Source organism: Candidatus Flexifilum breve (assembly GCF_016713355.1).
This window is the reverse complement of the sequence record NZ_JADJPI010000046.1, coordinates 33,113-45,061: the sequence shown is the minus strand read 5'-3', so window position 1 is coordinate 45,061 and position 11,949 is coordinate 33,113. Positions and strand designations below refer to the sequence as shown.

Annotated in this window: 14 protein-coding genes; 12 read left to right on the top strand and 2 right to left on the bottom strand. The window is 60.4% G+C overall.

Annotated elements, in window-relative coordinates; translation table 11 throughout:
* The first annotated feature begins 209 nt into the window (after positions 1-209).
* The gene (locus IPK17_RS39890) at positions 210-926 is read left to right on the top strand and encodes a DUF3238 domain-containing protein (RefSeq protein WP_343423333.1); all 717 of its coding nucleotides are present in this window, start codon (positions 210-212) and stop codon (positions 924-926) included.
* Positions 927-969: 43 nt separating this feature from the next.
* On the top strand, positions 970-1,557 hold the full coding sequence (locus tag IPK17_RS39885) for a dihydrofolate reductase family protein (RefSeq protein WP_343423332.1): 588 nt from the start codon (positions 970-972) through the stop codon (positions 1,555-1,557).
* A 137-nt stretch (positions 1,558-1,694) separates the two neighbouring features.
* On the opposite strand, the gene IPK17_RS39880 is transcribed toward IPK17_RS39885, so the two are convergent.
* Positions 1,695-2,126, bottom strand: coding sequence for a VOC family protein (locus tag IPK17_RS39880; RefSeq protein ID WP_502750099.1), 432 nt, complete (start codon positions 2,124-2,126; stop codon positions 1,695-1,697).
* Positions 2,127-2,279: 153 nt separating this feature from the next.
* Between IPK17_RS39880 and IPK17_RS39875 the strand changes: the two genes are divergently transcribed.
* From IPK17_RS39875 to IPK17_RS39865, 3 genes are all read left to right on the top strand, one after another.
* Complete coding sequence (locus IPK17_RS39875; RefSeq protein ID WP_343423331.1) at positions 2,280-3,257, top strand: M23 family metallopeptidase; 978 nt, start codon at positions 2,280-2,282, stop codon at positions 3,255-3,257.
* 12 nt (positions 3,258-3,269) lie between these two features.
* Positions 3,270-4,670 (top strand): M1 family metallopeptidase, encoded by a 1,401-nt coding sequence (locus IPK17_RS39870; RefSeq protein ID WP_343423330.1) that lies wholly within the window; start codon positions 3,270-3,272, stop codon positions 4,668-4,670.
* 405 nt (positions 4,671-5,075) lie between these two features.
* Positions 5,076-5,591 (top strand): putative immunity protein, encoded by a 516-nt coding sequence (locus IPK17_RS39865; RefSeq protein ID WP_343423329.1) that lies wholly within the window; start codon positions 5,076-5,078, stop codon positions 5,589-5,591.
* A gap of 235 nt (positions 5,592-5,826) precedes the next feature.
* Here IPK17_RS39865 and IPK17_RS39860 read toward each other — a convergent pair whose 3' ends face one another.
* Positions 5,827-6,555: a helix-turn-helix transcriptional regulator gene (locus IPK17_RS39860; RefSeq protein ID WP_343423328.1), complete on the bottom strand. Its 729-nt coding sequence runs from the start codon at positions 6,553-6,555 to the stop codon at positions 5,827-5,829.
* A gap of 131 nt (positions 6,556-6,686) precedes the next feature.
* On the opposite strand from IPK17_RS39860, the gene IPK17_RS39855 reads away from it, so the two are divergent.
* The 7 genes from IPK17_RS39855 to IPK17_RS39825 all read left to right on the top strand — a co-directional run bounded on the left by IPK17_RS39855 (position 6,687) and on the right by IPK17_RS39825 (position 11,928).
* Complete coding sequence (locus tag IPK17_RS39855) at positions 6,687-7,355, top strand: RNA polymerase sigma factor (protein WP_343423327.1); 669 nt, start codon at positions 6,687-6,689, stop codon at positions 7,353-7,355.
* A gap of 161 nt (positions 7,356-7,516) precedes the next feature.
* Positions 7,517-8,149, top strand: a complete 633-nt coding sequence (locus tag IPK17_RS39850; RefSeq protein ID WP_343423326.1) for a ClpP family protease — start codon at positions 7,517-7,519, stop codon at positions 8,147-8,149.
* A 232-nt stretch (positions 8,150-8,381) separates the two neighbouring features.
* Positions 8,382-9,740, top strand: a complete 1,359-nt coding sequence (locus IPK17_RS39845) for an MFS transporter (RefSeq protein ID WP_343423325.1) — start codon at positions 8,382-8,384, stop codon at positions 9,738-9,740.
* A 236-nt stretch (positions 9,741-9,976) separates the two neighbouring features.
* Positions 9,977-10,222 carry a hypothetical protein gene (locus IPK17_RS39840; RefSeq protein ID WP_343423324.1) on the top strand — a complete coding sequence of 82 codons (246 nt, stop codon included), beginning with the start codon at positions 9,977-9,979 and terminating at the stop codon, positions 10,220-10,222.
* A 10-nt stretch (positions 10,223-10,232) separates the two neighbouring features.
* A complete protein-coding gene (trxB, locus tag IPK17_RS39835) occupies positions 10,233-11,210 on the top strand; it encodes a thioredoxin-disulfide reductase (RefSeq protein WP_343423323.1) in 978 nt (325 codons plus the stop codon).
* 99 nt (positions 11,211-11,309) lie between these two features.
* Positions 11,310-11,519, top strand: a complete 210-nt coding sequence (locus tag IPK17_RS39830; protein ID WP_343423322.1) for a hypothetical protein — start codon at positions 11,310-11,312, stop codon at positions 11,517-11,519.
* Positions 11,512-11,928, top strand: a complete 417-nt coding sequence (locus tag IPK17_RS39825) for a retroviral-like aspartic protease (protein ID WP_343423321.1) — start codon at positions 11,512-11,514, stop codon at positions 11,926-11,928. The genes IPK17_RS39830 and IPK17_RS39825 overlap by 8 nt, the downstream gene beginning before the upstream one ends.
* Positions 11,929-11,949 lie beyond the last annotated feature (21 nt).

The window sequence follows — 11,949 nt, the reverse complement described above, 5'->3', positions numbered from 1 at the left end:
GCCTTCAATATGCCTTACGGCGGCGGATTATAGCATAGTCTGTGCCTGTCACCAGATGCTTATCTACTGCTCAGGCAGCGTTCCCGCAGGCGCTCGATAATGAATGCAATGTAAAATGAAATAGAAGCAGCCGCGCCGCACCGTTCGTCCTTGTGGATGAGCCGGTGATCTGTGCTGTGGGCAGGCGGTTGCCCAGATCGGGAGCAGACATGACGGATCGACCAATGACGAATGGGCGCATTCATACAATTAAGCTGTGGGTGAACGCATTTATTCCTTCCACCTATACAGGGGCGGAGACGGTACCTGCCGGGAAACACGCCGGGAAAACCATGCTGACGACGCTGTGGGTGGTGAATCGCTGCTTTCTCACCGACGACCGCACTTTTAGCAATAATGTGCATGCCCAGTCGCGTCTGCACTCCGAAGTCGAAATCGATGTGCAGAAAAAGAAAGTGGTCTACGAGTTTCACCACTGCCACGAGACGGTCGAGATCGACTGTACCAGCGGTGAGGAGAAGTGCCGCCAGCACGGCGACACCAACCATATGCACTTTGAGAATTTCGTCGCGGCGGAAGCGGACGGCACGTTCAGTATTGATCTCAAGGCGAGCGCCAAGAACCCCTGCCTGACGGTCGCCAACGTCAAGCTCGCGCCGAATGTCGACCTGTACGGAACGATCACCATCCGGCTGAGCGCGGATAACAACGCCGCCACCGTGCGCTTCGAGGGGATGATCGAGACATATCCCGCCTTTGAAATGGTGGTGGCGTTCAACGGTTCAGAGGTTGGCCAGCCCGTGTTTCAACTCGACGTGGAGGAGGGGGCAACCGCCGCCAACATCACTGGCGCGCCGACACGCCCGGTCAACGTGGAGGCGGTGATCAAGCGCGAACCTGCGGCTCGCTTTCACACAGACCCGTGATCGACACATGAGTCCGCATAAGACCTGATGTGGAGGAGACAGCATGCGACAGTTGATGATCGCGGAGTTCATCACGCTCGACGGCGTGATTCAAGCGCCGGGTGGCCAGGATGAAGATTTGGACGGCGGTTTTCTGCACGGTGGGTGGACGTTTCCCTACTGGCATGACTCCATTGGTCAGCACTTTTTCGAGGCGATGACGCACACCGACACCCTCCTGCTCGGGCGCAAGACTTGGGAAATTCACGGCGGCGCGTTTGAGCCAATGGTGGACGATCCGTTTGGCGATACCATGAACGCCTTGAACAAGTATGTCGTTTCGACGACGCTCTCGTCGGCGCAGGCGTGGCGCAATTCGACGCTGATCCGCCAGAACGTGGTCGAAACGGTGCGCGAACTCAAACAGGCCGAAGGCAAAAATATCATGCTGGATGGCAGCAGCGTGCTCGCGCATACGTTGATCGAACACGACCTCGTGGATGAATACGTGCTGCACGTGTATCCGCTGGTGCTGGGGACGGGGAAGCGCCTGTGGCCAGACGGCAAGCGCGTCAACCTGACACTCGTCTCGTCCGAGCTGCTGCCCACGGGCGTGCTGTATCAGCGCTACCGTCCCGCGCGCAGCGGCTGATCCGCGCAGCATTGTGTTTAGCCTCACCCCTCAAACACCTCTCTCAGAATGGTGAGGAGAGAGGATGAGGGTGAGGTAAGACAATCTGAGTACCGGACAATGCTATTTAGGGGTGAGGCCAAATTCCCACATCGCGTCTAGACTGATTGCCTCTCCCCCAGCACCTTGAGGTAATGTGGGTTGTACATCAGGCCGAGGATGTTGCCGAACGGATCGAGCACCGAGGCCGTGATAAAGCCCGCTTCGCGCTTGATCAACGGCTCATATTCGGTCGCGCCCATCCCCTTGACGCGGGTCAGGGCCGCTTCGATGTCATCGACGTGCCAGAACACAACCGCGCCGCCCACGCCACCCGCCGCCGCTGGCGGCTGGTAGCGGCGGTCGATGATGCCGAGTTCGTGCTGGTAATCGCCGAGGCGGAATTCGACATAGGCTGGGTTGACCGCATCCGGGCGTTGAAAGTACGGCTCCAACCCTAATAATTCGCTGTACCATTTTTTCGCCGCCGCCACATCGTCCGCGTAAAAGCTGATCGTCGCCACGCCGCGCAGCAGAGTCATGTGTGTCATGGTCCAATTTCTCCTTCACTCTCCCAACCTGATCTCAGCTTATCACCCGCGTGTGACAACCCTATGTCAGCAGCGTCAGGCAGTCGCCCGTTGCAATCCGGCAGGGCATGGGGAATCATAAAGCGCAGACCGCCCGACTTGAGGATCACGCGCTTGAACCGCTTAACCCGCCTGCTGTCGCTCCTACTCGTCCTGCTCACCTTCATCGTCCTGCCGCTGCGCGCGCAGGATCAACCGCCGCCCACCGATGAATCCGGGTTGGATGCGGTCGCCGGAACGCCGATCCCGCTGCCCACGCGCGGCGCGCGCCCAGCCTCCTTCCTGATTGCGGAAAACGACCGCGCCCAACTGCATTTCTTCTTTCAGGTGCTGCCGCAGGGGACGACCGCGTTAATGCGCGTGGTCGGCAATGACATCGCCAATGCGCGGGCGCTGTTCCTTGGCGACCTGATCGACTTCTTCCCGATTGACGACGACTTTTACGGCCTGATTGCGACGGGTATGGAACAGGCGACCGGACGCGAGAACGCGCTCGCGGTCTACGTCACGTTCACCGACGGCACGCGGGCGACGCTCGAAGCGAATGTGGAGATCGTGCAGGGCAGCTTCATCCGCCAGCAGGTGACGCTCGCGCCGGACAAAGGCTATCTGCTCGACACGGAGACGGAACAAAACGAACTGGCGCGGTTAGAGAGCATCATCAGCGGCTATGAGCAGGAACGCCGCTGGGATGAGACGGGCTTCCAACTGCCGATTCCCGCCGCGCTCACCTCGCCATTCGGCGCGTTCCGCACGTTCAATGGCACGCTGAACACGCGCCACACCGGGTGGGACATACGCACGACACTGGGGCAGCCCGTGCTGGCGGCGGCGGCGGGGCGCGTCGTCTTCGCCGGGACGCTGCCGATTCGCGGCAACTATGTGCTGATCGATCACGGGTACGGGGTGTTCACGGGCTACGCGCACTTCTCGACGACGCATGTGACGCGCGGGTTGGACGTCGAAAAAGGGCAGGTGATCGGCACGACGGGCGACACCGGACGCACGAGCGGCCCGCACTTTCATTGGGAACTGGCCGTGAATGGTGATTGGGTAGACAGCGTACAATTCATCGAAATGTGGATGCCGTAGAGAGGTCACACGATGTCCCTGCGTTCAGCGTTTTTCCTCATCACTGCTCTCTTACTCATCGTGACGCCCGCTGTCGCGCAGGACGCCCAACCGGGCGCGCCCGGCATCGGCGACTCGCGCTACCCTGAATTCGGCAACGGCGGGTACGATGTGCAGTTGTACGATCTCAATCTGACGGTTGACCCGGAGGCGGGCACACTTGACGGGGTGGTCACCATCGATGCGATTGCCACCGCCGATCTCAGCAGCTTCAATCTCGATCTGGTCGGCTTCGACGTGCTCGAGGCGACGGTGGAGCACGCGCCCGCTGAGGTCAGCCGCGCCGGACAAGAACTCACCATCACGCCGGAAACCGTGCTGGTCACCGGGAGCAAGTTCACGGCGACAATCCACTATGCGGGCGTGCCGGAGGAGATGCAGTCGCAGGGCTTTGCGGGGTTAACGGGTTGGATCAATTACGGCGACGGCATCTTCGTCATGAGCGAACCAGATGGCGCCGCCAGCTTCTATCCGGTCAACGATCATCCGCTGGATAAAGCCTTGTACACGCTGGCGATCACCGTGCCCGAGCCGTACACGGTCGCGACCAATGGCGTTGTCAGCGAAATCATCGACAACGGCGACACGACCACGACCATCAGCGCTGTGAACGCGCCAATGGCGAGCTACCTGACGACGATCAATATTGCGCGCTTCGAGCTGGTCGAAGCTGTGAGCGGGAACGGCGTGCCGATCCGCAACTATTTCGACGCGGGCATCCCCGCCGACGCGCGCCGCGTGATCGCCCGACAGGGTGAAATGCTCGACTTCTATGAAAGCCTGTTCGGGGCGTACCCGTTCGACGTGTACGGCGCGGTCGTCGTGAACACTACCACAGAGAGCGCAATTGAAAGTCAAACGCTCTCGCTGTTCGGCAGCGACATCTTCACCGACACCGATCCGCTGGAAATGGAGCTGTTCGTCGCGCACGAACTGTCGCACCAGTGGTTTGGCAACAGCGTGACCATCGCCGATTGGCGCGACATCTGGCTGCATGAGGGCTGGGCGACGTACTGCGAAGGCTTGTGGATCGAGCACGCGCACGGCACGGACGCCTTCGACGAGTGGGTCGCGACGATTTACGAGTATGCCGCGGAAGACAGCGAAACATATCCCCCGCCCGGCGACCCGCCCGCCGAGGATGTGCTCAACTACAGCGTGTACGAACGCGGCGGCATGACGCTCCACGCGCTGCGCCTGGAAGTGGGCGATGCCGATTTCTTCGCCATTGCCCGCACATGGTTGGAACGCTACCAGTACGGCAACGCCACCACCGAGGATTTCATCGCCGTCGTCAACGAGGTCACCGGGGAAGATTACACGGATTTCTTCGACGCGTGGCTGTACCGCAAAGCGCTGCCCGATCTGCCGTAAAGGCGCCTGAGCGCTTCACGAGCAGGGCGCGCCGAGGATGTTGAGACTAACGTGAGTTACGGATAACCCTTCTCTGGCCCCCTGACCGGGGTCCTCGAATTCAGCTTGCCCTAGGAAACAGGACTTCCAATCGAGGGACCTGTAGGGACGAGGGGCGTCCGCCGGACTGTTTCACTGGACGAGGGTGCCTCCCCGTCATCTGTTTTCCTCAAACAGGCGCCTTAATGGTTCCCCGACCGGTTAAGGTGTGCTGTCCTCAGACGAATGCTCAGGAGGGAGACAGCAAGAACCTACCCCTGTCACCCCTCTCCCCGTTTTAGGGGGGAGACAGCAACGGTGTCGGAGCACCCCTCCCCGCAGGGTGAGGGGGGTGAAAGGGGCTTTTTCGGCACGAAGGGTAGACCTGTGATCTTCAGCCCGATTCGGGATCCGCGGTTGATCACCGTGCGGCGGGGTGGCTCCTTACAGGACGCCGATCATCGTCTGTTAGCGCTGTGGGCAGCGGTCTGCGCCGAACATGTTTTGCCCTTCTTCGAGCAAATGCAGCCCGGTGATGACCGTCCGCGCCAGGCCATTGACGCGGCGCGCGCGTGGGTACGCGGTGAGCTGCCGATGATGGAAGCCCGGGCGCTCGGCGGACACGCGATGGGCGCAGCACGGGAACTGCGTGGGGCGGCGCGGGAAGCCGCTTACGCCGCCGGACAAGCCGCCGCCGTGGCGCATGTCGCCGCGCACGAACTCGGCGCTGCGGCCTATGCGATTCGCGCGGTTCGAGCGGCGGCTCCCAAAGAAATGCAAATAGAGGCGGGTCGCCGGGAATGCCAGTGGCAGCGCACGCAGCTTCCCGACGCGATCCGTGAACTCGTGCTCGATGATCAACGGCTGCGCAACGCCTACTGCTGGTTCGTCTTCGACTGCTAACTCGTGCGAATCGACTGAAGCCTGGTCTCGAAAGAACGCCGTGAACGGATGTTGGGGCGCACCTGTGTGTGCACCCGAAAACGGGCAGACACATCGGTCTGCCCCTACACGGAAACTTTCGAAACCTACTCGAGTGTTGTATCCGGTAAACAGCCGAATATGAGGTTGCAGGGGCGCACGGCCGTGCGCCCCTACGAGTGAAATTGCGAGTATTCAGACTGCTGCTGAAGCGCGTTTACGCGCCTTCGTCTTTGACAAAGCTCGTCAGGCGCATGAACGCGCGTTCCTGCGGCGAAAAATCGTCGGGGAAATGAGTGTCGTCGTGGGCTTCGAGGATGCGGTAGCCCTCTTTGATATACGAGCGGATAGTGTGCAGGCTGATGCCCATTTCGTCGGCGGCCAACTGCGCGGGCATACCACGCAGCACGCACAGCTCAATGGCCTGCCGGATGCGCCCGGTCAATTCGGGGAATTGGCGCTGCTGCGGCAGGCGATCCGCGGCCCGTAAACGGGGATGATCCGCGCCACGCCGTTCGATACCGCGGCTGAGGGTGAACTCGCGGTCGAGCGCGTAGACAATCGCCCACGCGATCTGCGAGCCGACCTCCGATTTGACGAAGTAACCGCGCGCGCCACCCGCCGCCGCCGCTTCCATCAAGGCGGGGTCCGCAGCGCGCACCAAGCAGATCACCATGACTTTTTTGATGCGGCGGCGCAGATGTTCCAGCATGGTCTGCAAGGCACTCGCCCCGCCGACATGATCCGCATCGACGACGATCACATTCGGCTGCTCCGCCACGCCCACCCGATTGATGTACGCCCAGAGCTCATCCAGCGACTGCGCCATCAGCGTCACGCGCGTGCGCCGATCCCACGCCAGATAGCTGTTGATGGATTGCAGCGCGTAGTAGTCGGTATCCAGCACCACCACTTTGAGATTGACATTCATGTTGATGTTGGGCATAGGGCGAGAGCCTCAGCGTTTCACAAAATGACCATCCAATATATGAGCATTGTACCGCAAAAGAAATTTTGTCACCTTTTGCGCCTATACTGGCTCTTTATAGGTAGAGCGTGAGTCACGAGGGTAAAGACATGCAGTCCTATGTACGGTGGGTAGAAGCGGCGCAGGGCGGCGACCGTGACGCCTTCAACGCGCTGATTGAACGGTTCGGCGCGGCGGCGCGCGCATGGGCGTTCAACGTGCTCGGCGATGAGCAGGCCGCCGAGGATGCCGCGCAGGAAGCGTTCCTCACGGCGTATCGCAAGCTCGATCAACTGCGCGAACCGGTCGCGTTTGCCGCGTGGCTCAAGCGGATCGTGCTCAGCGAGTGCAGCCGCATGACGCGCCGCCACACGCCGGAGATCAGCCCGATGGACGACGACGCGCCCGCGCCGCATGAGGCCGACCCCGCACGTGGTGCCGAAGAGCGCGAACGGCGCGATCAGGTCTGGGGGGCGGTCAAGCGCCTGCCGCGCCACGAGCGCGAAGTCACCGAGCTGTTCTACGGCTACGGCTACTCGCTGGATGAGATCGCGCAGGGGTTAGCGCTCCCGCTGACGACGGTCAAGAAGCGCTTGCAGTACGCCCGCGAACATCTGCGCGAAACGCTGCCCATGATGAGCCTCACCACGACGATCTCTGGACTGGGTGGTGGCGATCATTGGCTCATGGACGTGCAGATCGCCGCGTTGGTCGCGCTGTATCGACGGTATCAACAGCCGATCCCAACGCTGGCGGTGGTGGAACAGGGGTCATCGTAACCCAAAGTAGGTTCTCAAAAGAGATCCACGAACGGATGTAGGGGCGCACCTGTGTGTGCGCCCAAAACGGGCAGACACATAGGTCTGCCCCTACACGCGGAACGACGATAACCCCGGCCCAGCGGCTGGACATGGGATCAAATCAGAGAGGAACGTGAGCTATGAATCTCTTCAATCTCGTCCCGATGGTGGTGGAACAGACCAGTTATGGCGAACGCGCCTTCGACATCTATTCGCTGCTGCTCAAAGAGCGCATGGTGATCCTCGGATCAGACATCAACGCGCCCGTCGCTAACCTGATCGTCGCGCAACTGCTCTACCTCAACCGGGAAGACCCGGAACGCCCGATCCAGATGTACATCCATTCTCCCGGCGGCGAGGTGTACTCCGGTCTGGCGATCTACGATGCGATGCAGGAACTGAACGCGCCCGTGAGCACGACGGCGGTCGGCATGACGGCCAGCTTCGGCACGACGCTGCTGATCAGCGGGGCACACGGCCAGCGCTTTGCCCTGCCGAACGCGACGATCCACATGCACCAACCGCTCGGCGGAATGCAGGGGCAGGTCACGGACATGATGATCGCCGCCAACGAGTTCCAGCGGCTGAAGAACCGCCTGCTCGATATTTTCCAGCGCCATACCGGGCAACCGCGCGACGTGCTGGAACGCGACATGGAACGCGATACCTACCTCGACGCGGCGAAGGCAGTCGAGTACGGGCTGGTCGATGCGGTCGTCAAGAAGTCGCCGCCGCTGCTCAATGGCAAGACCAACGGGTATTTGAAACCCTAATTTCACGTCAGTTAGGGAGGGGGAGACAGCAAAAGCGCTGTCGGTCTCCCCTCTCCCCGCTTGCGTGGGAGAGGGGGTGGGGGGTGAGGGGTAGGCACCAACCGACGCTTATCCATAACTGACATAAATTTCAGGTTGTTCTCCGACTTTTGGCGGAGATTCTTTCGATTTTAGAACAAATTCGGCGTTCATCCGTAATACCAGACATCACACACATGTCGGGGGAAATCGGATGGACGCCACACGCAATCTGCGGACGTTCTACACGCTCATCTTCACGCAGACCTTCTCGCTGATCGGGTCGCGCATGACCGATCTGGCGTTGAGCATCTACATCTACAACCAGACCGGCGATGTCACGCCGCTGGCGCTCGTCTCGGTCTTCACCATTCTGCCGCAGATCATCGGCGCAAGCTTCGCGGGCGTGCTGGCGGATCGCTGGGATCGCCGTTACGTGATGATGCTCTCGGACGCGGGGCAAGCGCTCGGCACGGTCATCCTGCTCGTCAGTTTCCTCTCCGGCGGCTTCCAGATCTGGCATCTGTATATCATCGCCTTCATCAAGTCGTGGTTTGGCGTGTTCCAGTCACCCGCCTTCACCGCGGCAGTCACCATGCTCGTGCCGGATGATCAGCGCGACCGGGCGAATGCGCTGCAAACACTCACCGGGCCGCTGGCGGGCGTGCTCGCGCCAGCGCTCACGGGTGCGCTGTACGCGCTGATCGGCCTGAACGGGATCATCGGCCTCGACCTGGTGACATTTGCTGTCGCGGCGGTCGTCGTCATGTTCATGCGCATCCCACGCCCCACGCAGACCGAAATCGGCAGGCAGATGCAGGGCACGGTCTGGAAAGAGATGGTCGGCGGGCTGAAGTATATGTGGTCGTGGCGCAACCTATTCATGCTCACACTGCACATTTCGCTGGTGAACTTCCTGTTCGCGGGCGCGGGGATGCTCTTAACGCCCTATCTGCTGGCGCGCACGGGCAGCGAAGCGACGATGGGTCTGCTGCAGGCGGTCGCTGATTTTGGCATGATCATCGGCGCGATCATCATCGGCGTGTGGGGCGGCACGCGCCCGCGCATTCACACGATTATGGGCGGCATTCTGATCAGCAGTCTGTTTATGATCGGCGTGGGCAGCGCGCAGACGCCCGTGCTGCTCGGCGTGACGCTGGTGCTGATGACGCTGACCGCGCCGATGGTCAATGCGTCGGCCACCTCCCTGATGCAGGCTAAAGTCCCGCCGGATATTCAAGGGCGTGTGTTCGCCGCGCTCGGTCAGATGACCATGTTCTTCATGCCCTTGTCCTACCTGCTGGTGGGGCCGCTGGTCGACAACGTGTTCGAACCCGCGGTCAATACGCCGGGCTGGGCCGTCTTCGCGCCGCTGGTCGGCAGTCAACCGGGCGCGGGCATGGGCTTGATCATTATACTGGCGGGCGCGGGCCTGCTGATCACCACGGCGCTGGTCTACGCGCTGCCCCGGGTGCGCTATATCGAAAGTGAACGCCCGGATTATCTCCCGGAAACGGCGGACAGTCCCCCGGAGATCGAGGCGAAGGAACTGCGCCCGGTCGGCGCGGAGTAGGCGAACCTCACCCGTTGCGCTGCGCGCAACCGCCCTCTCCCTTGGGAGAGGGCAAAGCACCATGAGCACGCCCTAGGATTTTTCCACGCGTTACCTCCTCCAACGCATTCGCTCATTTCAGGTTATGATTCTCGTGTGCGCCGCCGACGAATACGCTGCCGTGGTTGCGGTAAGATTGCCCTGTCGGTTGGCGTCCGATCCTATAGATACGAAAATCGGAACGTTGGGGGAACGCGGTGGATGATCAACTGCGTAAACTAGTCGATTGTATTTTTGATGCCCATCTGGATACGATCATTGACTGCGAGACGTGTGGCTCACAGTTTAATTGTTTCGCGGAACTGGTAGCCAGCGGCGCGGATGCGCGGGATCTGCTGCCAGCGGTCGAGGAGCACCTGATGTGCTGCCCCGACTGCCGCGAAGAGTACGAGGCATTACTGGCGATTATTCGCGCCGAAAACCAGGGTTTGACAGCTTCTTAGAGGATAGGGTATGCGCAAGGTACGTGTGTTAATCATCGGGTCGGGACCAGCGGGTTTGACCGCGGCCATCTATACGGCTCGTGCCCAATTGAGCACGGTTGTCATCACCGGCACGCAGCTTGGCGGCCAGATCGCCACCACGCATGATGTCGATAACTTCCCCGGCTTCCCGGAAGGGATCACCGGGCCGGAACTCGCGGAACGTATCCGCGCTCAGGCCGAACGCTTCGGCGCGGAATTTGACTACGATATTGTCACGGCGATGGACTTCACCAAAGGCTCGCCGTTCTACGTCAAGACGCAGAACGAAGAATACATGGCGGATGCCGTGATCGTCACGATTGGCGCGAACCCGCGTAAACTGCACATCCCCGGCGAAGATCAATTCATCGGGCGCGGCGTGTCGTGGTGCGCAACGTGCGATGGCTTCTTCTTCCGCGGCAAGGACATCATCGTGGTCGGCGGCGGCGACTCGGCGCTGCAGGAAGCGATCTTCCTGACCAAGTTCGCCAACTCGGTGACGGTGGTGCATCGCCGTAACGAACTCCGCGCGAGCGTTGCGCTGCAGACGCGCGCCTTCCAGAATGACCGCATCAAGTTCATCTATGACACGGTTGTGGACGAGATCAAGGGCGCGGATGGCAGGGTGACGAATGTGACCCTGCGCAACGTTCAGACGGGCGCGACCGAAGACAAGCTGATCGACGGCGTGTTCATCTTCGCCGGGTATGACCCCAACAGCGGCATCTTTGGTACGCAGCTCAAAACGGATGATCTCGGCTACCTGATTGTCGATGATTTCATGCGCACGAGCGTGGAAGGCGTGTTCGCGGGCGGCGAGATTCACGATAACTACTTCCGGCAGGCGATCACCGCGTCCGGTCAGGGCGCCTCGGCGGCGCTGGCGACGGTCAACTGGTTAGGCGAACGCGAACGCGATCTCCAAGACCTGAGCACCGAAGCGCAGGTCGCCACCAGCGGGGATTAACCTTTTCAAACGAGCGTAACCTCGCTCCAAGACGTAGGACTCAAGGCGCAAAGCGAGTAAGATAGACTCAGCTTTGCGCCTTTTGGTTGAGGAGGGGCTATGAGCCTAGAACAACTCGTTCACGAGCTGCACGGGCTAAGTCGTGCCGATAAACTGCGGATCGTTCAACTACTGGTGAATGACCTGGCCGCAGACGACACGACGGTCTTGACGAACGCGCAGTATGAAGTCTGGTCGCCATCCGATTCGGGTGAAGCAGCGCGCATTTTGCTGCAGATGCTGGAAGAGGATCAAGGCGCACGTGAGTGAAACACTGTCTTTTCCTTACGTCAAGGTCAGTAACGCGCTTGGTGAAGTCACGCCACGACCACTCTTACCAATCACATTGATGCATCAGAACCAAGTTCAGGAAACGTTGGGATTGCTTGACAGCGGCGCAGATGTCAATGTACTGCCATTTCAAATCGGGCTACAGCTTGGATTAATCTGGGAAGCGCAGCGGCATCAATTTCAGCTTTCGGGTAACTTAGCCAATTTCGAGGCACGTGGTGTGATCCTATCGGCAACCGTTGGTGCATTCCCTCCAGTGCGGTTGGCCTTCGCTTGGACACGCGCGTCCACCGTGTCTCTTATTCTTGGACAAGTAAACTTCTTTATGGAATACGATGTGTGTTTTTCTCGGTCAGACTTAAAATTCGAGTTACGCGCCAAAAGCTAACTGTGTCGTTCCCCAACACTT

Coding starts and splice junctions, on each gene's coding strand:
- IPK17_RS39880 (WP_502750099.1), bottom strand. CDS start 2,126: ATGACACACATGACTCTGCTGCGCGGCGTGGCGACGATCAGCTTTTAC.
- trxB (WP_343423323.1), top strand. CDS start 10,233: ATGCGCAAGGTACGTGTGTTAATCATCGGGTCGGGACCAGCGGGTTTG.
- IPK17_RS39870 (WP_343423330.1), top strand. CDS start 3,270: ATGTCCCTGCGTTCAGCGTTTTTCCTCATCACTGCTCTCTTACTCATC.
- IPK17_RS39855 (WP_343423327.1), top strand. CDS start 6,687: ATGCAGTCCTATGTACGGTGGGTAGAAGCGGCGCAGGGCGGCGACCGT.
- IPK17_RS39830 (WP_343423322.1), top strand. CDS start 11,310: ATGAGCCTAGAACAACTCGTTCACGAGCTGCACGGGCTAAGTCGTGCC.
- IPK17_RS39850 (WP_343423326.1), top strand. CDS start 7,517: ATGAATCTCTTCAATCTCGTCCCGATGGTGGTGGAACAGACCAGTTAT.
- IPK17_RS39860 (WP_343423328.1), bottom strand. CDS start 6,555: ATGCCCAACATCAACATGAATGTCAATCTCAAAGTGGTGGTGCTGGAT.
- IPK17_RS39885 (WP_343423332.1), top strand. CDS start 970: ATGCGACAGTTGATGATCGCGGAGTTCATCACGCTCGACGGCGTGATT.
- IPK17_RS39890 (WP_343423333.1), top strand. CDS start 210: ATGACGGATCGACCAATGACGAATGGGCGCATTCATACAATTAAGCTG.
- IPK17_RS39845 (WP_343423325.1), top strand. CDS start 8,382: ATGGACGCCACACGCAATCTGCGGACGTTCTACACGCTCATCTTCACG.